Raw genomic sequence first — 22051 nt, forward strand, 5'->3', positions numbered from 1 at the left:
TGGCTGGGTCAGCCGGCCATCCGCCGGGACGCCTCGTCGAGGCGCTCCGCGACGGTCCCGTTGATGACCTCGTCGCCGATCCGGACCTGCACGCCGCCGAGGACATCGGGGTCCACGTCGAGGTTCAGGTGGATCTGCCGGCCGTACAGCGTGGCCAGTGCGGCGCCGAGGCGCTGCCGCTGTCCGTCGCTGAGCGGCACCGCGGAGGTGACCACCGCGACCATGCGGTCCCGGCGGGCCGCCGCCAGCTTGGAGAGGGCGTCGAGCCCCGCCTCCAGGCTACGGCCCCGCGGCTGTGCGACAAGACGGATCACCAGCCGCTCGGTGACCGGGTTGGCCCGACCGCCCAGCAGCGTGTGCAGCAGCTCCGTCTTGGCGGAGGCCGTGGCGCTCCGGTCCGTCAGCGCGCGGCGGAGCTCGCCGCTCCCGGCGATGATCCGACCGAACCGGAACAGCTCGTCCTCGACGTCGTCCAGGCGGCCGTCCCGCTGCGCCGCGACGAGGTCGGCGCTGAACGCCAGCTCCTCGATCGCGTCCGGCAGGTCACGCGAGCGCGACCAGCGGGAGCAGACCATGCCGGTCACCAGGTCGAGGGTGGCCTCGCCGACCTGGCCGCCGAGCAGCCGCCGGGCCAGCTCGGCCCGCGCCTCGCCGGGCTGCGCCGGGTCGGTGAGGACCCGACGCAACGAGACCTCGCGGTCGAGCAGAGCGGTGACGGCAGCCAGCTCCTCGGCGAGCTTCGCGGCGTCGACGGAGGTGTTGTCCGTCAGCGCGTTGAACTGCTCGCGTGCGGAGGCGAGTGCCTCGCGGCTCGCTCCATTCATCGGCCGGCCTCAGCCTTCGTCGCGTCCGATGCCGACTTCTCCTCAAGCTCGTCGAGGAAGCGGTCGATGGTCCGGCTCTGTCGGGCGTGGTCCTCAAGGGACTCGCCGACGAGCTTGCCGGCCAGTTCGGTGGCGAGCTTGCCCACGTCCTGGCGCAGCGCCTGCGCGGCCGTCTTGCGGTCCGCCTCGATCTGGGCGTGACCGGCGGCGATGATTTCCTCACGCTGCCGCTGGCCCTCGGCGCGCATCTCGGCGATGAGCGTCGCGCCCTGCTCCTGCGCCTCCTGGCGCAGGCGCGCGGCCTCGTGGCGGGCGTCGGCGAGCTGGGCCCGGTAGTCCGCGAGCACCTGCTGCGCCTCGGCCTGAGTCGCCTCGGCATCCTCGATCCGGCCCTCGATCTGCGCCCGGCGCTCGTCCAGAACCTTGTTGATGTTCGGGAGGAGCTTCTTGGCGAGGAAGCCGAAGACGATGAAGAAAGCGATCAGGCCGATGACCAGCTCTGGAATCGGCGGGACGAGGGGGTTCTCAGGAACCTCCGCCGCCAAGTTCAGGGCGTTCACATCAGTGCCTTCCGTCTGAATGGATAGTCGATGAGTTTCGTTTACTTGTAAACGAAGCCCATGACGATGCCGATCAGGGCGAGAGCCTCACAGAAGGCGAAACCCATGATCTGGTTGGTGCGGATCAGGCCGGCGGCCTCGGGCTGGCGGGCCAGGGCCTGGGTGCCGTTACCGAAGATGATGCCGACGCCGACGCCGGGGCCGATCGCGGCGAGACCGTAACCGATGGCGGCGACGTTGCCGACGACCGTGGTCTTGGCGGAGTCGCCGGCGGCGGCGAGGTGGTTGGCCATCTCGAGAGCAGCGGACATGCCGTTACTTCCTTCTCGTTTCACGGACCGGTGGGGGTTGGCCACCGGACAGCTGTTGGGGTGGGAGCCGGGGTGCTCAGTGGTGTTCGGCGAGCGCGCCCTGGACGTAGTTGCAGGCCAGAAGCACGAAGACGTACGCCTGAACGGCCTGGATGAACAGCTCGAAGGCCGTCATCAGGATGGTCATGATGAACGACGCGCCGGCGTACACGAAGCCGATGCCGTTGAGCAGGTACCAGCTCGCGACGGTGAACATCAGGATCAGCAGGTGACCCGCGAACATGTTCGCGAAGAGTCGGACCGCGTGGGTGAAGGGCCGGATGATCAGGTTCGAGAAGAGCTCGATGACCATCAGCAGCGGGAGGACCCAGCCGAGCGACTTGTCGTAGCCGGAGAAGTTCTTGAAGGCACCGACGAAGCCGTGCTTCTTGAAGGTCAGGAAGACCCAGAGGATGTAGACGATCGCCGCGAGGCCCGCGGGGAAGGCGATCACCGACGTCACCGGGAACTGGGCGACGGGGATGATCGACCAGATGTTCATGATCCACACGAAGAAGAACAGCGAGACCATGAAGGGGACGTACTTGTCGCCCTCCTTCTTCCCCAGCGCGTCGTAGACGAGCCCGCGACGCACGAAGTCATAGCCCGCCTCGCCGATCATCTGCAGCTTGCCGGGAACCACCTTGGCGCGGCCGAATGCAGCCCAGAAGAACCACACCACGACGACCGTGCTGAGCAGGGCCAGCAACATCGGCTTGTTGAACTCGAAGCCACCGATGGTGAAGAGGGGCTCGAAGACGAAGTTATGAAGCCCGGGAGCATCAAAGCCGCACCCGGAAAAGATGTGGCAGTCGGTCTCGAAGGCGAGCATCGTTTCAGCACTCACCGCGAGCTCCTTCAGCGTGGCGCATGGGTACGGCAACCTCGTTGTGTCGGCGCGGCGTTGAACCACGGAGCGGCACTGGACTGGTGTTACGGATTAGGGGGCGGCTGGTCGGCACTAGGCCGGTCCGGATCACAGGCATCGGCCGCGAGAACTTCCCGTTCCCTCTCGGGGACCCTGGGAGCTCAGCCGCCTGCGCCAGCTGCGCCGCAGTTGGCACCGGACGATAGCAGGCCGGCACGAGGCCGTTTATCTCGGCCCTACGTGTCACGTCGGCGACCCCGCCGTCTTGGCCGTCTTGGCCTCCGCGGAGTCGGGATCCACGTACAGAATCTTCGCCTTCATGTGGCCGCGGGTCTGCGCCGCGATCCATACGAGGGTGGCAGCGAGCAGAGAGAACGCAAATGCCTTGGTGTCGAAGAGAGTTGTGTCCTTGAAGGCGATGAGGAACACCGCCACGAACAGGATCTGCACCGTGTACAGCAGCAGCCCCATCATCTGGAACAGCTGCGGCAGCTTCTTGGCGGTCTGCTGCAGGACGACGAGCCCGGCCCCCATCACCAGGATGACCAGCAGGGCGCCGAAGGCGGCGCCGAGCGCACCCGCGGCGCCCGCGACCACACCGCTCACGGCAACGGCGATGGCGCCGGCGGCAACGGTGGGTACGGCGGCGTGGAGAAGTAGTCGGGCGTCATTCGACTGCATGGTGGCGCTCCGGCATGGGATGGGGGTGGTGTCGTCAGGGACGAGCGTAGACCCGGCCGGCGCAAGAACCTTCAGGCCAATGGACCGTCGCACTACGGTCCTTCGGCTCTATCGCCGGGTTTCGTGAACGGTATCACAAACTATTTGATGAGGTCTTTACCTGGTTCGTGTGGATCCTGTCACACTTGAGAGTGACTCTGCACATCAGTGCACTGACGAACCGTCGGCTGTCTGGTATGGGGTCAACCGTCCCGATTCCTGACGCACATTCGGGCGACCTTGAGGGGCCTCAGCGGTGACTCCCCGCCCTGCGGCGGTCCACGAAACGTGACCGGTCGCCGATCGCCGTGGCGCCGTGGATCCCGGGCGGAACCGTCGAACGACGCTCCTCCCCCGGCTCGTCCGCGACCGCGCCGTCCACCTCCAACGCCTCGCGGACGACCCGGCGGTAGCGCGGCGGGACCAGCCGCTCGGCCCAGATCGGGGCCCGCGGGGTGAAGCGCGGCAGCAGGAGCAGCACCAGGCCGACCGCGCTGAGCAGCACGATGCCCAGGACGATCCACATGCTGGCGTCGTTGGCGGAGTACGCCACCGCGCCGAACGCGATCAGCGCGGACCAGAAGTACATGATCAGCACCGCGCGGCTGTGCGAGTGGCCGATCTCCAGCAGGCGGTGGTGCAGGTGCCCGCGGTCCGCGGCGAACGGCGACTGCCCCTTCCAGGTCCGCCGAACAATGGCCAGAATCAGATCCGCGACGGGTACCGCGATGATCGTCAGCGGCAGCAGCAGCGGGATGTAGACCGGCACCATCGCGTGGGTCGCCTCGCGCAGACCGCCCGCCTTCTGGTTGAGCAGGTCCGGGTCGACCTGGCCGGTCAGCGAGACCGCGCCGGCCGCCATCACCAGGCCGATCAGCATCGAGCCGGAGTCGCCCATGAAGATCCGGGCCGGGTGCATGTTGTGCGGCAGGAAGCCCAGGCACATGCCCATCAGCACGACCGAGAACAGGGTGGCCGGCGCCGCCGCCTCGATGCCGTAACCGAACCAGAGCCGGTAGGTGTACATGAAGAACGCGGCCGCGGCGATGCAGACCATGCCGGACGCCAGACCGTCCAGGCCGTCCACGAAGTTCACCGCGTTGATGGTGATGACGACCAGCGCGACGGTCAGCAGGGTGCCCTGCATCGGCGTCAGCGCGACCGTGCCGATGCCGGGGACCGGGAGGTAGAGGATCGTCAGCCCCTGAAGGACCATCACACCCGCGGCGATCATCTGGCCGCCCAGCTTGACCAGGGCGTCCACGCCCCATTTGTCGTCCAGCACGCCGAGGATCCAGATCAGCGCGGCGCCCGACAGTAGGGCCCGCGGCTCGTTGGTCTCGAAGACGCTCTTGAGGTTGGTCAGGTGCGCGGCCACCAGCAGCCCCGCGCACAACCCGCCGAACATCGCGATCCCGCCCAGTCGCGGGGTCGGCTCGCGGTGTACGTCCCGCGCACGGATCTCCGGTACCGCACCGGCCGCGATCGCGAACTTCCGCACCGGCCCGGTCAGCAGGTAGGTCACCGCGGCAGTGACGCACAGCGTCAGCAGGTATTCACGCACGGGCTGCCCCATAGAGATAGCTGGCCATCACAGCCCCACACCTTATGCGTGTCCGGCCGGTGGCCGTGAATACGGGCGCATGCCGGAGAAGACGCCGGGCGCCGCGCGGACGGTTCCGGCGCCGCCCGCGCTCAGTCCTGCTCCGGATACGGCGGGAACCGGCCGACCAGCCCGGCGATCGCGGCGCGCACCGCGCCGTCCTCCCGCAGCGCCGCCCCGATCAGCTCCGCGACCCGGTGCATCTCGGCCTCGCCCATCCCCTGCGTCGTCACCGCGGCGGTGCCCAGCCGGATCCCGGTCGGGCAGGTCCCGGACCCCGCGGGCGCCTGGGCGCCGGGCAGTGCGCAGGTGTCCAGCACGATGCCGGCGGCCGCCAGCCGGCCGCGGGCGGTGCGCGCGTCCAGGCCCAGCGGGGCGGTGTCCGCGGTGATCAGATGGGTGTCGGTGCCGCCGGTGGTGACCGTCAGGCCCTGCGCGGCCAGCCCGCCGGACAGCGCCCGGGCATTGTCGACGACCTGGCGGGCGTAACCCCGGAACGCCGGCGTCGCGGCCTCCGCGAACGCCACGGCCTTGGCGGCCACCGCGTTCATCTGCGCGCCGCCCTGGGTGAACGGGAACACCGCGCGGTCGATCCGCTCGGCCAGCCGCGCCCGGCACAGGATCATCCCGCCGCGCGGCCCGCGCAGCACCTTGTGGGTGGTCGCGCACACCACGTCCGCGTACGGCACCGGGCTGGGCGCCGCCCGGCCGGCGATCAACCCCATCGGGTGTGCCACGTCGGCGATCAGATACGCGCCGATCTCGTCGGCGATGTCGCGGAAGGCGGCGTAGTCGATGTGCCGCGGATAGGCGATCGAGCCGCACACCAGGGCCTTGGGGCGGCGCTCGCGGGCCAGTGTGCGGATCGCGTCGTAGTCGAGCAGGCCGGTCGCCGGGTCGACGCCGTAGCCGGCGAAGTCGAACCACCGGCCGGAGAAGTTGGCCGGTGAGCCGTGGGTGAGGTGGCCGCCGTGCCGCAGGGACATCGCCAGGACGGTGTCGCCGGGGCGCAGCAGCGCGGCGTAGGCGGCGAGCACGGCCGAAGAGCCCGAGTGGGACTGGACGTTGGCGTGTTCGGCGCCGAAGAGGGCGGTGGCGCGCTCCACCGCGATCCGCTCGGCGAGGTCGACGATTTCGCAGCCGCTGTGGTGCCGGGCGCCGGGATAGCCCTCGGCGTACTTGTTGCCCAGCGGGGAGCCGAGGGCGGCCAGGACGGCGGGCGAGACGAAGTTCTCGGCGGCGATGAGTTGGAGCCCGTCGCTCTGCCGGCCGCTCTCCGCCAACAGGACGCCGGCGATCTCCGGGTCCTGGCGCAGCAGCGCGGCGAAGTCGGGAGAGCCGGGCGGGCGGGTGACCTGGTCGTGGGCGGCGGCCCGGGCCCGCTGCTCGACGGTCTCGGCCGCGGCGGCGGCCCGGGGGTCGCCGGCCGTGACGCGGCCGGCCGGGGACGTGCGGCGGGATGACGCGGTGGTGGCGGGCATCGCTGGCTCCGGGCCTCGTACGGGACCAGGACACGTCGCACGTGCCCCGGGGCCCGGCCGGCCCTGACCGCCCGGCAGGCCCAATCCCAATGTAGGCGCGGCTCAGGCATCGGGCGCGGCGTGCCGAGGCCGATCGGGTCCCGGGGCCGGCCACGGGCCGCAGAGGGGCCGTCAGGGCTGTTCCCGGGGCGCCTGGGACGCGAGGGGCGCGCCGGAGGGTGCGCGGGCGCGCTATGCCGGCGCCGGGACTCCGGTGAGGGCGGTGACGACCGGGTCGAGCGCGCGGTTGATCTCGTCGCCGATGGAGCGGAAGAACGTGATCGGTGCCCCGTAGGGGTCGTGGACCTCGTCGGACTCCGGGTTGGGCGCCAGCAGCCAGCCGCGCAGCGCGGCGGCCGCGCCGACCAGCGCGCGGGCCCGCTCGACCAGCCCGCCGTCGGGCAGCCCCGGGTCGGGCGCCGGCAACGTGGCCGGATCTATGGCGCGAACCAGGCGGTTGAACTCCTTCAGCGTGAAGGTGCGCAGCCCCGCGGAGTGCCCCATGGAGATGACCTGCGCGCGGTGGTCGCGGGTGGCGGTGAGCACCAGGTCGGCCCGGATGACGTGCTCGTCGAGCAGCTCCCGGCCGATGAAGCCGGCCGGGTCCGCGCCGTAGTCGGCGAGCACCGTCGCGGCGTGCGTCTCCATCGGGGCGCCCTCATGGCCCCAGGTGCCGGCGCTCTCCACGAGCAGCCCGCAGCCGCGGACGGCTTGTGACGAGCCGAGCCGCTCCTGGAGGGCGTGCCGGTGCAGCCGCTCGGTGATCGGCGAGCGACAGACGTTGCCGGTGCTGACGTGGAGGATCCGGAAGCAGTGCGGGCTCTCCACCGGGACGGAGAAGGTGTCGGCGCCTCGTCCCGCTATGCCCCGTCCCTGTGGCGGCGGCATCAATGCGCCACCTCAAGCTCGGGTACGACCTTGCGCAGCTCCTCGACGCTGATCGCGCCCTCGCGCAGCAGCACCGGCACCTTGCCGGTGACGTCCACGATCGACGACGGCACGGCGGCGGGCGTCGGGCCGGCGTCGAGGTAGACCGAGACCGAGTCGCCGAGCATCTCCTGCGCGGCGTCGCAGTCCTGCGGGGAGGGGTGACCGGTGAGGTTGGCGCTGGAGACGGCCATCGGGCCGAACTCGGTGAGCAGTTCGATGGCGACCGGGTGCAGCGGCATCCGCACCGCGACCGTGCCGCGGGTCTCGCCCAAGTCCCAGGTCAGCGACGGCTGATGGCTGGCGACGAGGGTCAACGCCCCCGGCCAGAACGCGTCGACCAGCTCCCATGCCTGCTCGGAGAACTCGGTGACCAGGCCGTGCAGGGTGTTGGGGGACCCGACCAGGACCGGGGACGGCATGCCCCGGCCGCGGCCCTTGGCCTCCAGCAGGTCACCGACGGCCTCCGGGCTGAAGGCGTCCGCGCCGATGCCGTAGACGGTGTCGGTCGGCAGCACGACCAGCTCGCCGCGCCGCACGGCCGAGGCTGCCTCACGCAGGCCGGTCGCGCGGTCGGTCGCGTCGCTGCAGTCGTATCGCCGTGCCATTAGCGGTCCTCCTCGTGCGGAACGAATACTTCGGATGCATCGCCTGCATCGGGCGCCTGGGCGGGGCGGCTCATGGCGTCGCCCGGCGCGCGGTGGCGAAGCGGGGCCGGTTGTTGAGGTCGGGGTGGTCGGCCGCGTCCGCCCAGCCCAGCTCCTCGTTGAAGATCCACGGCACCTGCCCGCCCTGGGTGTCGGCATGCTCGACGACGACCACGCCGCCGGGCCGCAGCAGACGGTGTGCGGTCCGCTCGATGCCCCGGATGGTGTCCAGGCCGTCCTCGCCGGAGAACAGCGCCAGCTCCGGGTCGTGGTCGCGGGCCTCGGGGGCGACGTACTCCCACTCGGTGAGCGGGATGTACGGCGGATTGGAGATCACCAGGTCGACCTGCCCGTCCAGTTCGGGGAGCGCGGTGAGCGCATCGCCGTGGTGGAGAACGACGCGGGACCCCTCGACGTTCTTGCGGGCGAAGCCCAGGGCCTCGTCGGAGAGCTCCACGGCGTGCACCCGCGAGCGCGGCACCTCCTGCGCCAGGGCGAGGGCGATCGCCCCCGAGCCGGTGCAGAGGTCGACGATCAGCGGCTCGACGACGTCCATGGCGCGCACCGCGTCTATCGCCCAACCGACCACCGACTCGGTCTCCGGGCGGGGCACGAACACCCCCGGCCCGACGGCCAGTTCGAGGTAGCGGAAGAACGCCCGGCCGGTGATGTGCTGGAGGGGTTCGCGCGCCTCACGGCGGGCGACGGCCTCCCAGTAGCGGGCGTCGAAGTCCGCGTCGGGGACCGTGTGCAACTGGCTGCGCTTGACGCCGTGCACATGCGCGGCCAACTCCTCCGCGTCGAAGCGCGGGGAGGGCACGCCGGCGTCGGCCAGCCGCTGGGTGGCCTGGGCCACCTCCGCGAGCAGCAGGTTCACTGGTCCTCCAGCCGATCGGTCCTTGAGGGTCTTGCGGTCTTACTGGGCGGCGGCCAGCTTGGCCGCCGCATCGGCGTCGACGCACGCCTGGATGACCGGGTCCAGCTCGCCGTCGAGCACCTGGTCCAGGTTGTACGCCTTGAAGCCCACCCGGTGGTCCGAGATGCGGTTCTCCGGGAAGTTGTAGGTGCGGATGCGCTCCGAGCGGTCGACGGTGCGCACCTGGCTGCGCCGGGCGTCCGACGCCTCCTTCTCGGCCTCCTCCTGGGCCGCGGCCAGCAGCCGCGAGCGGAGGATGCGCATCGCCTGCTCCTTGTTCTGGAGCTGGCTCTTCTCGTTCTGGCAGGAGACCACGATGCCGGTGGGCAGGTGGGTGATCCGGACCGCGGAGTCGGTGGTGTTGACGGACTGGCCGCCGGGTCCCGAGGAGCGGTAGACGTCGATCCGCAGGTCGTTGGCGACGACCTCGACCTCGACCTCCTCGGCCTCCGGCGTGACCAGCACACCGGCCGCGGAGGTGTGGATCCGGCCCTGCGACTCGGTCGCGGGCACCCGCTGGACGCGGTGCACCCCGCCCTCGTACTTCAGCCGCGCCCAGACGCCCTGGCCGGGCTCGGTGGCCCCGCCGCCGCCCTTGGTCTTCACCGCGACCTGGACGTCCTTGTAGCCGCCGAGGTCGGACTCGTTGGCGTCGAGGATCTCGGTCTTCCAGCCGACCCGCTCCGCGTACCGCAGGTACATCCGCAGCAGGTCGCCGGCGAACAGCGCGGACTCCTCGCCGCCCTCACCGGCCTTGACCTCCAGGATGACGTCCTTGTCGTCGCTGGGGTCGCGCGGGACGAGCAGCAGCCGCAGCTTCTCGGTGAGCTGCTCGCGGGTGGCTTCGAGGTCCTTGGCCTCACTCGCGAAGTCCGGGTCGTCGGCGGCCAGTTCACGGGCCGTGCCGATGTCGTCGCCGGTCTGCTTCCACGCGCGGTACGTGGCGATGATCGGGGTCAGTTCCGCATAGCGCTTGTTGAGCCGCATGGCCTCGCGCTGGTCCGCGTGGACCGCGGGGTCGGCCAGCCGCTTTTCGAGGTCGGCGTGCTCGCCGACCAGTTCCTCGACCGCCTCGAACATCGTGTGTTCCTCTGCTGACTGCTGGTGTGGCTTCCCGGGACGCTGCGCCCCGTTGCCGCGGTGCGGCGGGCCGGCCCCTCAGCCGGGGGGCAGAGGGTACGGACGACAAAGACGCCGGTCCGGTCCCCCTTGTCCAGGGGCGACCGGAGGCCGGCGCCTTGCGGGTCGCTACTTCTTGGCGGCCTTGGCGTTCTTGCCGAAGCGGGCCTCGAAGCGGGCCACGCGGCCGCCCGTGTCCAGGATCTTCTGCTTGCCCGTGTAGAACGGGTGGCACTCGGAGCAGATGTCGGCGCGGATGGTGCCGCCGGCGACGGTGCTACGAGTGGTGAAGGAGGCGCCACAGGTGCAGCTGACCTGGGTCTCGACGTACTCCGGGTGGATGTCGCGCTTCAAGGGATTCTCCTAGGTTCGGGAGTGGCTCCGGGTCGTGGCACGGATTGCGTCACGTGAACCGGGGCCGACGGTCCAGTTTGCCAGCACTGGCCGTATCTCCCAAAACCGGGGTACGGCCTGCGCTATTCCCGGGCGGGCGTGGCGCCGGTGGCGGCTACTTGACGTAGCGGGACGTACCGCCCTTGTCACCCGCCGAGCCCTTGAGCGCGGCCTTGGGGATGTCCTGGTCGTTGCGGAGCGCGTCCCACACCTGCCGGCTCTTGGCGGTGAGCGGCAGCACGCGGTCGGGGTTGACCGGGTCGTAGGTCACCGGGAGCGTCGCCATGTCGATGTCGTCGGTGGAGATGCCGCCGAGCTCCTTGGCCAGACCGGTCAGTGCGGTGACCGAGTTGAGGTCGGTGTCGGTGGTGACGGCCTTGGTGGCGGTGTCGGCGATGTCGTAGAGCTTGCCGGGGTTGGAGAGCACGCCGATGCTGCGGACCTGCTTCAACAGGGCCTTGATGAAGGTCTGTTGGAGCTCGATGCGGCCGAGGTCGCTGCCGTCGCCGCCGGGGACGCCGTGCCGGGTGCGGACCAGGCCGAGGGCGTCCTCGCCGCCCAGGGTGTGGGTGCCGGGCGCCAGGTGCAGATGGCTGTACTTGTCGTCGATCGGCTTGGTGGTGGTGATCGGCACCCCGCCGAGCGCGTCGATGAGCTTCTTGAAGCCGGTGAAGTCGACCTCGACGAAGTGGTCCATACGGATGCCGCTCATCGACTCGACGGTCTTGACGGCGCAGGCCGGGCCGCCGACCTCGAAGGCGGTGTTGAACATGGCGCGCCGCTCCCCCGGGACGGTCCTGCCGTCCTTGGTGCAGTCGGGCCGGGTGACCAGGGTGTCGCGGGGGATGCTGACGACGCTGGCCTTCTTGTGGCCCTTGAAGACGTGGAGGACCATCGCGGTGTCCGAGCGCGCCCCGCCCTCGTCCTTGCCGTAGGAGGAGTTGGCGCCCGAGCGGGAGTCAGAGCCCATGACGAGGATGTCCATCGAGCCGTTGTCGATGTTCTTGGGCCGGTCGCGGCCGAGGGCGGCGTTGATGTCGACGCCCGTGAGGTTGCCGTTGAACTTGAAGTAGAGGTAGCCGGCCCCGGCGCCGCCGAGCAGCACCACGCCGACCAGTGCGCACAGGGTGCGGGTGAGGATCCGGTGCCGCCGGCTGGGGGCCTTGCGCCGCCGTCCGGTGCCACGTATGGAGCGTCCTCCGCTTCCGGCGGTTCGCCCGGTCCCGTCGCTCTGCGCCATCTGTTCTCAGTCCTTCGTCGGTCGACTGCGCCTCGCCGTCTCCCTGCCGTAAGCGGTGGATTGCCTAGTCAGACGGGGGGCCGACCGGAAGGGTTGCACAGCCCAATATGAGCGTTTTCTTAGAAGAACCGGGCGTCGCTCGACGATGCGGAGCCCGCGGCACGGCCCTCACCAGGGGTTTCGCGGCGCGGCACACTCCGGCGTAAACGCCGCGGGCGCCGTCGATCTGTGCGAAAGGTCTCAAGCGGGTCACGGCCCCGCGCGGCGCGGGTCGCACCGGAACGCACCGGGCCCCCATACCCGCGAAGGGGTGTGGGGGCCCGGTGGAAGTGCGGCGCGGCCGCGGGCGTCAGTCGTTGCCGTTGCCCGTGGTCGGCGTCGTCTTCTGGATCTGCAGCAGGAACTCCGCGTTGGACTTGGTCTGCTTCATCTTGTCCAGCAGCAGCTCGATGGCCTGCTGCTGGTCCAGCGCGTGCAGCACCCGGCGCAGCTTCCAGACGATGGCCAGCTCGTCGCTGCCCATCAGGATCTCTTCCTTACGGGTGCTGGACGCGTCCACGTCCACCGCCGGGAAGATGCGCTTGTCGGAGAGCTTGCGGTCGAGCTTGAGCTCCAGGTTGCCGGTGCCCTTGAACTCCTCGAAGATCACCTCGTCCATCCGCGAGCCGGTCTCGACCAGCGCGGTGGCCAGGATGGTCAGCGAGCCGCCGTCCTCGATGTTGCGCGCGGCACCGAAGAAGCGCTTCGGCGGGTAGAGCGCGGTCGAGTCGACACCACCGGAGAGGATGCGGCCGGAGGCGGGCGCCGCGAGGTTGTACGCGCGGCCCAGGCGGGTGATGGAGTCCAGCAGCACGACCACGTCGTGACCGAGCTCGACCAGGCGCTTGGCGCGCTCGATGGCGAGTTCGGCGACGGTGGTGTGGTCCTCGGCCGGGCGGTCGAAGGTCGAGGAGATGACCTCGCCCTTGACCGACCGCTGCATGTCGGTGACCTCTTCCGGACGCTCGTCGACGAGGACGACCATCAGGTGGCACTCGGGGTTGTTGCGGGTGATCGAGTTGGCGATCGCCTGCATGATCATGGTCTTGCCGGTCTTCGGCGGCGCCACGATCAGACCACGCTGGCCCTTGCCGATCGGCGTGACGAGGTCGATGATCCGGGTCGTCAGGCCGCCCGACTCACCCTCCAGGCGCAGCCGCTCCTGCGGGTAAAGGGGCGTCAGCTTCCCGAACTCGGCACGCTGGCGGCCCTGTTCGGGCGCCATGCTGTTGACGCTGTCCAGCCGCACCAGGGCGTTGAACTTCTCGCGCCGCTCGCCGTCCTTGGGCTGCCGGACCGCGCCGGTGACGTGGTCGCCCTTGCGCAGGCCGTTCTTGCGGACCTGGGCGAGCGAGACGTACACGTCGTTCGGGCCGGGCAGGTAGCCGGAGGTCCGGATGAACGCGTAGTTGTCGAGGATGTCGAGGATGCCCGCGACGGGGATCAGCACGTCGTCCTCGGCCAACTGCGGCTCGTTCGCGAAGTCCTCGCGGCCACGACGCCCGCGGCGGTCGCGGTAACGGCCGCGCCGACCGCGCCGACCGCCCTCGAAGTCCTCCTCGTCGCCGCCGCCGTCCCGACGGTCCCGCTGACGGTTGCCGCCCTGGCCGCCGCTGTCGCCCGCGTCGCCCTTGCGACGGTCGCGGTCGCGGTCCCGGTCACGGTCCCGACGACCCCGCTCGCCCTTCGGGCCGCGGTCCTGACGGTCCCCGCGGTCCTGACGGTCGGTGCCCCTGGCGGTCCGGCCCTCGCCGGCCTCCTGCGCGGCGGTGTCGGTCTTGGCCTCGGCCTTGACCGCGGTGGCGGACTCGGCCTTGGCGTCGGTGCCGTCCGGGCTGCCCGCGGGGGCGGTGGCCCGGCGCCGGCGGCGCTCACCGGTCGGCGCCTCCTCGGCGGCGGCGCCGCCCTGCGGGGAGGGCTGGCCGGGGATGTCGATCTGCTGCTGGGTCCCGGCCTTCTCCGTGGACTTGGCCGACTTGGCGGCCTTCTCGGCCTTGGCGGGCTCGGCGCTCTCCTCACCGGTGCGGGCCTTGGAGGTGGCCCGGCGCTTGGGCTTGGTCTCGGCGTCGGCGGCGGGCGCGTCGGCCTTGGTTGCGGCCCCGGAGCCGGCGGCCTGCCGCTCCTTGATGACCTCGATCAGCTGGCTCTTGCGCATCCGCGCGGTGCCCTTGATACCGAGGCCCGAGGCAATCTGCTGCAACTCTGCCAGGACCATGCCCTCAAGGCCGGTGCCGGAACGGCGGCGCCGCGTGGTGGCAGGCGCGGCGGGAGCGTCCGTGGCGGGCGTGGCGGCACTGCCGTCGGTGCGCGCGCCCATCAGATCGGTGGTGTCGCTCACGAAGGGTCCTTCCCTGGAGCGGGCGTCGGCCTGTCTGGCTCGGCGACCGGTTGTGCTGTCCGGCCGGTTCCTTGGTCTAACGGACCGGGCCGGGGCGGTGGTCCCGCCTGATTCGGCGGAGAAATCAATTCATGGCTCCGGCGTGAAGATCTGGGATGTGACTTGTGTCGTCACGCCGATTCCGGAGCGTGCTCACGTCTGCTCAGGACAAAGGTTCCAAGCAGTTTGGGAGGCTCCCGGAAGAAATGGTCCCGATGGGGGACACGAAGCACCGCGCCACACTGGCGTCGAGTACTGACTTGAGGTTAACACTACCGGATCCAACAAACATTCCCCCTCTCCAAGACCGGCGATCGTCGATCACTCGGTGTGATCACCCGGCGAGCGGCAGCACGCAGGTGCCCGCCGCGTCGAGGGTCAGCCGGTTGGCCGCCCACCCCTCTCCCGCCAGCGCCGCGACCTTGTCGGCCGCCGCTTCTTCGACCAGTGCGAGCACCGTCGGGCCCGCACCGGAGATGACTGCGGGGACGCCGTCCGCGCGCAGTCGGTTCACCAGGCCCATGCTCTCCGGCATCGCGGGGGCGCGGTAGTCCTGGTGAAGTCGGTCCTCGGTCGCGGCGAGCAGCAGCTCGGGGCGCCTGGTCAGGGCCTCGACGAGCAGTGCGGCACGACCGGCGTTGGCCGCGGCGTCCACGTGCGGGACGGTGCGCGGCAGCAGTCCGCGGGCGGTCTCGGTGAGCACCGGCTTCCCGGGCACGAAGACCACCGGAACGATGGAATCGGCCGGATCCATGCGGATCGCCCGCGCGGTGCCGGTGTCCGTCCAGGCCAGCGTGAACCCGCCGAGCAGACAGGCCGCGACGTTGTCGGGGTGGCCCTCGATCTCGTTGGCGAGCTCCAACAGCGCGGCGTCGTCCAGCTTCTGCTCGCCGCCTATGGTCACCGCGCGGGCCGCGACGATGCCGGCGCAGATGGCGGCCGAGGAGGAGCCGAGGCCCCGGCCGTGCGGGATGCGGTTGGCGCAGACGATCTCCAGGCCGCGCGGCTGCCCGCCGAGCAGGTCGAAGGCGGTGCGCATGGCCCGTACGAGCAGATGGCTTTCGTCGCGCGGCAGCGACTGCGCACCCTCGCCGGCGATGTCGACGTGCAGACCGGAGTCGGCGACCCGGACGACGACGTCGTCGTACAGCCCCAGGGAAAGTCCCAGGGCATCGAAGCCGGGGCCGAGATTGGCGCTGGTAGCGGGGGTGCGCACCCGGACGGCGGCGGCGCGGAACGCGGGACCGGCCATCGCTCGATGACTCTCCTTGATTGATGCTGCGGTACTGCCCCGGAGCACGACTCCGCGGCGCCGAAGCGCCCGGGCGGCTCGTGGGGTCTGTTCTGACCTGCCCTGCACACCACTGCGTTATGCCGTGGGGAGGGGAGTTGGGTGCCAGCCTATCGAAGGAAGGTTCTGTCGCGACATAGGGCGCACAGGAGGCGCACGATGCGTGTCGCGCGCCATCACATGCCTCAACGGCGCCTTTGCAGCGTTTGCCCGAGGCTTTGCGCAATGCGCGGTTCGGGGCGGGCGGGCGGCTGGCCGGCCCACCCGCCCCGAACGTCTCCGCAGGTTGCGGGGGTTGCCCGGGAGGGTCAGGCGAGACCGAGGCGCTCGGCCGCGGCGTCGGCGTCGATCGGGACCGTGACCGGCTGCGGCGCACCGGCGACCGCCCAGTCGGGGTCCTTCAGGCCGTTGCCGGTGACCGTGCAGACGATCCGCTGGCCGGGGTCGACCTTGCCCTCCTCGGCGGCCTTCAGCAGACCGGCTACCGAAGCGGCCGACGCGGGCTCCACGAAGACACCCTCCTGCGCGGCCAACAGGCGGTAGGCGGCGAGGATTTGACGGTCCGTCACGTCGTCGATGAAGCCGCCGGACTCGTCCCGGGCGCGCTCGGCGAACTCCCAGGAGGCGGGGTTGCCGATGCGGATCGCGGTGGCGATGGTGTGCGGGTCCTTGACGACCTCGCCGCGCACGATCGGGGCGCTGCCGGACGCCTGGAAGCCCCACATCCGCGGGGTGCGCGCGGCGACGCCGTCGGCCGCGTACTCCCGGTAGCCCTTCCAGTAGGCGGTGATGTTGCCGGCGTTGCCGACGGGCAGGACGTGGATGTCGGGGGCGTCGCCGAGCATGTCGACGATCTCGAAGGCGGCGGTCTTCTGGCCCTCGATGCGCACCGGGTTAACGGAGTTCACAAGTGCGACCGGGTACTTCTCGGAGAGGCCCCGGGCCAGCGTCAGGCAGTCGTCGAAATTTCCGTCGACCTGGAGGATCTTGGCGCCGTGCACCAGCGCCTGGCCCATCTTGCCGAGCGCGATCTTGCCCTGCGGGACCAGCACCGCGCAGACCATCCCGGCCCGGACCGCGTAGGCGGCGGCCGAGGCGGAGGTGTTGCCGGTGGAGGCGCAGATGACGGCCTTGGCACCCTCTTCCTTGGCGCGGGTGATGGCCATCGTCATCCCGCGGTCCTTGAACGACCCCGTGGGGTTGGCGCCCTCGACCTTGAGGTGCACCTCGCAGCCGGTGCGCTCGGACAGCACCTGGGCGGGGACGAGCGGCGTGCCGCCCTCCCGGAGGGTCACGACCTCGGTCGTGTCGCTGACCGGCAGCCGGTCGCGGTACTCCTCGATGATTCCGCGCCACTGCCTACTGGTGGCCACGGTGGAATTGGCAGACATGGGTTCCTCTACTCCCCTTCGACCCGCATGATGCTGACGACACCGCGGACGGTGTCCAGCTCGCGCAGCGCTTGGACCGTCGACGACAGGGCCGCGTCGGTCGCCCGGTGGGTGACGACGACGAGGTCCGCCTCCCCGTCCTTGCCCTGTTGGCGGACGGTGTCGATGGACACGCCGTGTTCGGCGAAGACCGTCGCGACCTGCGCGAGGACGCCGGGCTTGTCGGCCACGTCGAGACTGATGTGGTAGCGGGTGACGACCTCACCCATGGGGCTGACGGGCAGCGCGGTGTACGCCGACTCCCCCGGCCCGGTGGCTCCGGCGAGCTTGTTGCGGCAGACCGCGACGAGGTCGCCGAGGACCGCGGAGGCGGTCGGCGCACCGCCCGCACCCGGCCCGTAGAACATCAACTGGCCGGCCGCGTCGGCCTCCACGAAGACCGCGTTGTACGCCTCGCGCACGGACGCCAGCGGATGCGTCAGCGGGATCATCGCCGGGTGCACCCGGGCGGTCACCGACGCGCCGTCCGCGGCCCGTTCGCAGATGGCCAGCAGCTTGACGGTGCAGCCCATCCGCTTGGCGGAGGCGATGTCCGCGGCGGTGACCTCGGTCAGCCCCTCGCGGTGCACGTCGTCGATGGTGACGCGGGTGTGGAAGGCGATCCCGGCGAGGATCGCGGCCTTGGCGGCGGCGTCGAAGCCCTCGACGTCGGCGGTCGGGTCGGCCTCGGCGTAGCCGAGCGCGGTGGCCTCGTCGAGGGCCTCGCTGTAGCCGGCGCCGGTGGTGTCCATCTTGTCGAGGATGAAGTTGGTGGTGCCGTTGACGATGCCGAGGACGCGGTTGACCTTGTCGCCGGCGAGCGACTCGCGCAGCGGCCGCACCAGCGGGATCGCGCCGGCGACCGCCGCCTCGTAGTACAGGTCGGCGTTGTGCTTCTCGGCGGCCGCGTGCAGCGCTGCGCCGTCGGCCGCCACCAGGGCCTTGTTGGCCGAGACCACGCTCGCGCCGTGCTCGAAGGCGGTGGTGATCAGCCCCCGGGCGGGCTCGATCCCCCCGATCACCTCGATGACCACGTCGATGTCGCCGCGTTTGACGAGCGCGGTGGCATCGGTGGTGATCAGCTCGGCCGGGACGCCGGCCCGCACCTTCTCCGGGCGGCGGACGGCGATCCCGGCGAGCTCCACGGGCGCACCGATGCGGGCCGCGAGGTCGTCGGCGTGCGTCGTCATGATGCGCGTCACCTCTGAGCCGACCACACCACAGCCCAGCAGCGCCACCTTCAGCGGACGCGTACGCATCATTCGACCTCGTCTTTTCTTCGATCCAGCGGTTTCATGCTTGGTCACGCACCGGTTTCCCGGTCGTGCACCAGTCTCACGCACCGGACGGCGGTTTCCGCCCCGCGTCCGGATGCCGAGACATTTATTTCATCCGGGGCCCGGTCCCGGCGATCCGCCCCTACCCGACATCCAACCGCAGGAGATCTTCCTCCGTCTCCCGCCGGACGATCACCCGGGCCGCACCGTCGTTGACCGCCACCACCGGCGGGCGCAGCGCGTGGTTGTAGTTGCTGGCCATGGAGCGGCAGTACGCGCCGGTCGCCGGCACCGCGAGCAGGTCGCCCGGCGCCACGTCGGAGGGCAGGAAGGCGTCCCGCACGACGATGTCGCCGCTCTCGCAGTGCTTGCCGACCACCCGCGACAGCATCGGCTCGGCACTCGACGTCCGGGAGGCCAGCACCACGCTGTACTCCGCGTCGTACAGCGCGGTGCGGATGTTGTCCGACATCCCGCCGTCCACGGAGACGTAGGTGCGCAGCCCCTCCAACTCCTTGACCGTGCCGACCTCGTAGAGCGTGAAGGCGGTCGGGCCGACGATCGCCCGGCCCGGCTCGACGGACAGCCGCGGCACCCGCAGCCCGGCCGCCGTGCACTCGCGGCCGACGATCCCGCGCAGCGCCTCGGCGATCTCGTGCGGCGCCCGCGGGTCGTCGTCGGAGGTGTAGGCGATGCCCAGCCCGCCGCCGAGGTCGATCTCCGGCAGCTCCACGCCGTGCTCGTCGCGGACCGCCGCGAGCAGCTCCACGACGCGGCGGGCCGAGACCTCGAAGCCGGCCATGTCGAAGATCTGCGAGCCGATGTGGCTGTGGATGCCGATGAGTTCGAGGCCGTCCAGCTTCAGCGCGCGCCGGACCGCCTCGGCGGCCTGGCCGCCGGCCAGCGCGATGCCGAACTTCTGGTCCTCGTGCGCGGTCGCGATGAACTCGTGGGTGTGCGCCTCGACGCCGACCGTGACCCGGATCTGCACCCGCTGGCGCTTGCCGAGCCGCTCGGCGATGTGCGCGACCCGGGCGATCTCCTGGAAGGAGTCCAGCACGATGCGGCCCACCCCGGCCTCGACGGCCCGGGTGATCTCCTCGGTGCTCTTGTTGTTGCCGTGCAGGGCGATGCGCTCCGCGGGCATCCCCGCGTCCAGCGCGGTCGCGAGTTCGCCGCCGGAGCAGACGTCGAGGTGGAGGCCCTCCTCGTGCAGCCACCGCACGACGGCGCGGGACAGGAACGCCTTGCCGGCGTAGAAGACGTCGGCGTCCGGCCCGAACGCGTCCTTCCAGGCGTGGCAGCGCGCCCGGAAGTCCGCCTCGTCCAGGAAGTAGGCCGGCGTGCCGAACTCCTCGGCGAGCGCGGTCACGGACAGCCCGCCGACGGTCACCGCGCCGTCGGCGTCGCGCGCCACGGTGCGGGACCAGACCCGCGGGTCAAGGGAGTTGAGGTCGGCGGGCGGCCCGGCGTAGTGCCCCTCGGGCAGTACGTCGCCATGCCGGGGGCCTGCGGGGTGCGCGGAACGGCTCATAACGGAAACGGTCCCCTCAAGATCGTTCAGAGGTGCTGATCGGGACGGCCACCGGTGCGGTTCGCACGACGTCGGACGCATGCATCGGAGGTCTCCGGATTCAGATGTGTTCAGGAGCAGAGATGCCGAGAAGGTGCAGGCCGTTCCCCAGCACCGTCCCCGTGGCCTCGGCGAGGGCCACCCGGGCGCGGTGCACGGCCAAGGGTTTCTCCCCGCCGACGGGCAGCGGCCAGAACTCCTCCTGCCACCGCAGATAGGCGTCCGCGGTGGCTTCCAGATGGCGCACCACGCGATCCGGCGCGCACCGTCGGGCGGCGGTCGCGGTGGCGGTGGGATACGTGCCGAGGCAGGTCTCCAGCGTCTGGAGCGTCGGGGACGTCGGGGCGTCCTGCGGGGGCCGGTGGTCGGCCGCGGGCGCCTCGCCGCGGACGTCGCCCGCTGCGCCGGCGAAGCCCAACTCGGCGGCGTTCCGCACCATGGCGCGCGTGCGCGCGTGGGCGTACTGGACGCGGAACCGCGGGTTGTCCTCGTGCTGCACCGGCCGCTCCGGCAGCCGCACCGGGTCGTGCGCGGCGGGCCGTAGCAGCGCCCAGCGCGCCTCGTCGCTGCCCAGCCGCGCGACCAGACCGGCCAGTTCCCCGTCGGATTCCGGAGCGTCCGCCTCCGCGTCCGCGGCCCGGCCGAGCCGTGCCAGCACCTCGCCGACGACGGCCGCCCGGGCCCGCGCCCACCGCCCGGCGAAGCGCGCCGGGCCGCCGGGCCGGCCGGGCCCCGCGGCTCCCGGCGCCGGGGGTGCGCCGTAGCGCTCCCCCTGGGCCAACACGTCCGCGACGAGGCCGGCCGCGGCCGCGCCGCCCAGGTGGAAGTTGAGGAATCCCGGCCCGGCGATCTCCACCCGCGCGATGCCGTCCCGTCCGGTCAGGCGCCGCCGCAGGATCTCGGCGACCTCGCGCGCCGGCCGCCCGGCGGGGCCGGCCAGTTGCAGCGCGACGTTGGAGGCGTATTCCCCGCAGCCGGGGCGGGGCGGCGGCTGCACCACGATCCGCGCCGGCACCGACACGGAGAGCTCCCGCTCCGCAACGGCCCCGCGCACGGAGCACAGGACGGTGTGGGAGAGCTCTTCCGGGGTCACAGCACCAGCGTATGGGAGGAAGGGGGTGCCCACGCGAACGGGTTTCGTCCTGTGGACTTCCGGCCCGCTCCACCGCCCGTTCCCCACCCGACGACCGGGACCCGTCCCGCTCCGTCGTTCGTCATCCGGCGGCCCGATCGCCCCCGGCCCCCGGCTCGCCGTCGCTCCCCCACGCGCCCCCGCCCGGGCGCCCGTTCTCCGCTCCCCCGGCGCCCTCCGCGAGGCCGCCGCACCCCCTGCGCTCCCGCCGCCCCTCGCGCACCAACATCCCCACCGTGCGCACCAGATCCGTCGGCTCGAACGGCTTGGCCAGAAACGCGTCGATGCCCACCGACTCCCCGTTGTCCACCTCGCCCTGGGAGCAGGCGCTGACGATGGCGATCGGGATGTCCCAGGTGCGCGGGTCTGACCGCAAACGCGCCGCGGTGTGCAGTCCGCCCAGCCGCGGCATCACCACGTCCAGGGTCACCACGTCGGGTCTGACCCGGTGGACGACATCCAGACACTCGGCACCATCAGCCGCGGTCACGACCTCGAAGCCCTCCAGCTCAAGGTTGACCCTGATCAACTGCCGGATCACCTTGTTGTCATCGACCACAAGGATCCGACCGGACAAGCCAGGCACACCACGAGACTAGGCGCGGCCCCGCGGCTGCGTCCGGGTTTTGCCCACTTCCGTCCTCGTGCGGGGGACGTTTCCGCGACCGTCGTCGACCGCCCGCCGCCATGCGCTAGGACCGCCCGACCCTGATCCGTCGAACAGTCCCCGGGGGCGCCCTTCCTCGCCCCCCGGACCCCGCTCCCGGCCCTGACCACGGGAACGTTCATGACCACCCCGGCGGAGCTGGTAGTGTTCTACCCGTCGCCGCAACGAGCGGCAAAGCCCCCGTAGCTCAGGGGATAGAGCAACGGCCTCCGGAGCCGTGTGCGCAGGTTCGAATCCTGCCGGGGGCACTTCGCTTCGACCGCCGCGAGAGCGCGATGGGTCAGCGCAGATGCCAAGAGGAAGAGCCGGATCCAGTCTCACTGGGTCCGGCTTTTTCGTTTGGGTCGGGCGGTTCTGATGCCTCGCGAACGCCCGGCCGCCGTCGCTCGCGGTCACCAACTGGGGCCGGGGCCGCGGCTCTTGGCGGACGTGCCGGGAATCCGTGGGCGGCGCGGGCGAGTTGGCGGGGACGCAGTCCTCGGGGCGCGTGGTACCGGCCACGGTCGAGGGCGTTGGGCCGCAACGAGCGGCGGGCGATGATGCAACGACCAGGAAGCTAATTCACCTGGGAATTCAAG

20 protein-coding genes and 1 tRNA gene are annotated in these 22051 nt (G+C 71.2%); 1 reads left to right on the top strand and 20 read right to left on the bottom strand.

From position 1 onward, the window contains the following. Positions 1-8 precede the first annotated feature (8 nt). The 20 genes from ACIQU6_RS02265 to ACIQU6_RS02360 all read right to left on the bottom strand — a co-directional run bounded on the left by ACIQU6_RS02265 (position 9) and on the right by ACIQU6_RS02360 (position 21392). Positions 9-824, bottom strand: coding sequence for a F0F1 ATP synthase subunit delta (locus ACIQU6_RS02265; RefSeq protein ID WP_403479739.1), 816 nt, complete (start codon positions 822-824; stop codon positions 9-11). After that, complete coding sequence (locus tag ACIQU6_RS02270; protein ID WP_274913259.1) at positions 821-1384, bottom strand: F0F1 ATP synthase subunit B; 564 nt, start codon at positions 1382-1384, stop codon at positions 821-823. Before ACIQU6_RS02270 ends, ACIQU6_RS02265 begins: the two co-directional genes overlap by 4 nt. Positions 1385-1425: 41 nt before the next feature. Then, complete coding sequence (atpE, locus tag ACIQU6_RS02275; RefSeq protein ID WP_274913260.1) at positions 1426-1695, bottom strand: ATP synthase F0 subunit C; 270 nt, start codon at positions 1693-1695, stop codon at positions 1426-1428. Between the two features lie 76 nt (positions 1696-1771). Beyond that, positions 1772-2566: a F0F1 ATP synthase subunit A gene (atpB, locus tag ACIQU6_RS02280; protein WP_274919004.1), complete on the bottom strand. Its 795-nt coding sequence runs from the start codon at positions 2564-2566 to the stop codon at positions 1772-1774. A gap of 279 nt (positions 2567-2845) precedes the next feature. Beyond that, positions 2846-3283 carry a hypothetical protein gene (locus ACIQU6_RS02285; protein ID WP_274913262.1) on the bottom strand — a complete coding sequence of 146 codons (438 nt, stop codon included), beginning with the start codon at positions 3281-3283 and terminating at the stop codon, positions 2846-2848. A 289-nt stretch (positions 3284-3572) separates the two neighbouring features. Further along, on the bottom strand, positions 3573-4898 hold the full coding sequence (locus tag ACIQU6_RS02290; protein ID WP_403479740.1) for an MraY family glycosyltransferase: 1326 nt from the start codon (positions 4896-4898) through the stop codon (positions 3573-3575). Between the two features lie 119 nt (positions 4899-5017). After that, entirely contained in the window at positions 5018-6406 is a 1389-nt protein-coding gene (gene glyA / locus ACIQU6_RS02295) for a serine hydroxymethyltransferase (protein ID WP_403479741.1), read from the bottom strand. 231 nt (positions 6407-6637) lie between these two features. After that, complete coding sequence (locus ACIQU6_RS02300; RefSeq protein WP_403479742.1) at positions 6638-7333, bottom strand: protein-tyrosine-phosphatase; 696 nt, start codon at positions 7331-7333, stop codon at positions 6638-6640. After that, positions 7333-7980: an L-threonylcarbamoyladenylate synthase gene (locus ACIQU6_RS02305; RefSeq protein WP_274913268.1), complete on the bottom strand. Its 648-nt coding sequence runs from the start codon at positions 7978-7980 to the stop codon at positions 7333-7335. The genes ACIQU6_RS02300 and ACIQU6_RS02305 overlap by 1 nt, the downstream gene beginning before the upstream one ends. A gap of 70 nt (positions 7981-8050) precedes the next feature. Then, the gene (gene prmC, locus ACIQU6_RS02310; RefSeq protein WP_274913269.1) at positions 8051-8896 is read right to left on the bottom strand and encodes a peptide chain release factor N(5)-glutamine methyltransferase; all 846 of its coding nucleotides are present in this window, start codon (positions 8894-8896) and stop codon (positions 8051-8053) included. Positions 8897-8935: 39 nt separating this feature from the next. Continuing rightward, the gene (gene prfA, locus ACIQU6_RS02315) at positions 8936-10015 is read right to left on the bottom strand and encodes a peptide chain release factor 1 (protein ID WP_403479743.1); all 1080 of its coding nucleotides are present in this window, start codon (positions 10013-10015) and stop codon (positions 8936-8938) included. A 168-nt stretch (positions 10016-10183) separates the two neighbouring features. Then, the gene (gene rpmE / locus ACIQU6_RS02320; RefSeq protein WP_248015100.1) at positions 10184-10408 is read right to left on the bottom strand and encodes a 50S ribosomal protein L31; all 225 of its coding nucleotides are present in this window, start codon (positions 10406-10408) and stop codon (positions 10184-10186) included. Between the two features lie 154 nt (positions 10409-10562). After that, positions 10563-11687, bottom strand: coding sequence for an LCP family protein (locus ACIQU6_RS02325; RefSeq protein ID WP_403479744.1), 1125 nt, complete (start codon positions 11685-11687; stop codon positions 10563-10565). A 349-nt stretch (positions 11688-12036) separates the two neighbouring features. Further along, positions 12037-14064, bottom strand: a complete 2028-nt coding sequence (rho, locus tag ACIQU6_RS02330) for a transcription termination factor Rho (RefSeq protein WP_403479745.1) — start codon at positions 14062-14064, stop codon at positions 12037-12039. Positions 14065-14437: 373 nt separating this feature from the next. Beyond that, positions 14438-15355 (bottom strand): homoserine kinase, encoded by a 918-nt coding sequence (thrB, locus tag ACIQU6_RS02335; RefSeq protein WP_403479746.1) that lies wholly within the window; start codon positions 15353-15355, stop codon positions 14438-14440. Positions 15356-15702: 347 nt separating this feature from the next. Beyond that, positions 15703-16785, bottom strand: coding sequence for a threonine synthase (gene thrC, locus ACIQU6_RS02340; protein ID WP_274913277.1), 1083 nt, complete (start codon positions 16783-16785; stop codon positions 15703-15705). An 8-nt stretch (positions 16786-16793) separates the two neighbouring features. Continuing rightward, on the bottom strand, positions 16794-18086 hold the full coding sequence (locus ACIQU6_RS02345; protein WP_403479747.1) for a homoserine dehydrogenase: 1293 nt from the start codon (positions 18084-18086) through the stop codon (positions 16794-16796). Between the two features lie 157 nt (positions 18087-18243). Next, positions 18244-19635, bottom strand: coding sequence for a diaminopimelate decarboxylase (lysA, locus tag ACIQU6_RS02350; RefSeq protein ID WP_403479748.1), 1392 nt, complete (start codon positions 19633-19635; stop codon positions 18244-18246). A gap of 100 nt (positions 19636-19735) precedes the next feature. Then, the gene (nrtL, locus tag ACIQU6_RS02355; RefSeq protein WP_403479749.1) at positions 19736-20767 is read right to left on the bottom strand and encodes an ArgS-related anticodon-binding protein NrtL; all 1032 of its coding nucleotides are present in this window, start codon (positions 20765-20767) and stop codon (positions 19736-19738) included. A gap of 121 nt (positions 20768-20888) precedes the next feature. Then, positions 20889-21392 carry a response regulator gene (locus ACIQU6_RS02360; RefSeq protein ID WP_403479750.1) on the bottom strand — a complete coding sequence of 168 codons (504 nt, stop codon included), beginning with the start codon at positions 21390-21392 and terminating at the stop codon, positions 20889-20891. Positions 21393-21649: 257 nt separating this feature from the next. Between ACIQU6_RS02360 and ACIQU6_RS02365 the strand changes: the two genes are divergently transcribed. Then, a tRNA-Arg gene (locus tag ACIQU6_RS02365) sits at positions 21650-21721 on the top strand. Positions 21722-22051: the final 330 nt, after the last annotated feature.

The organism is Streptomyces sp. NPDC090442, assembly GCF_044769405.1.
GTDB lineage: Bacteria > Actinomycetota > Actinomycetes > Streptomycetales > Streptomycetaceae > Streptomyces.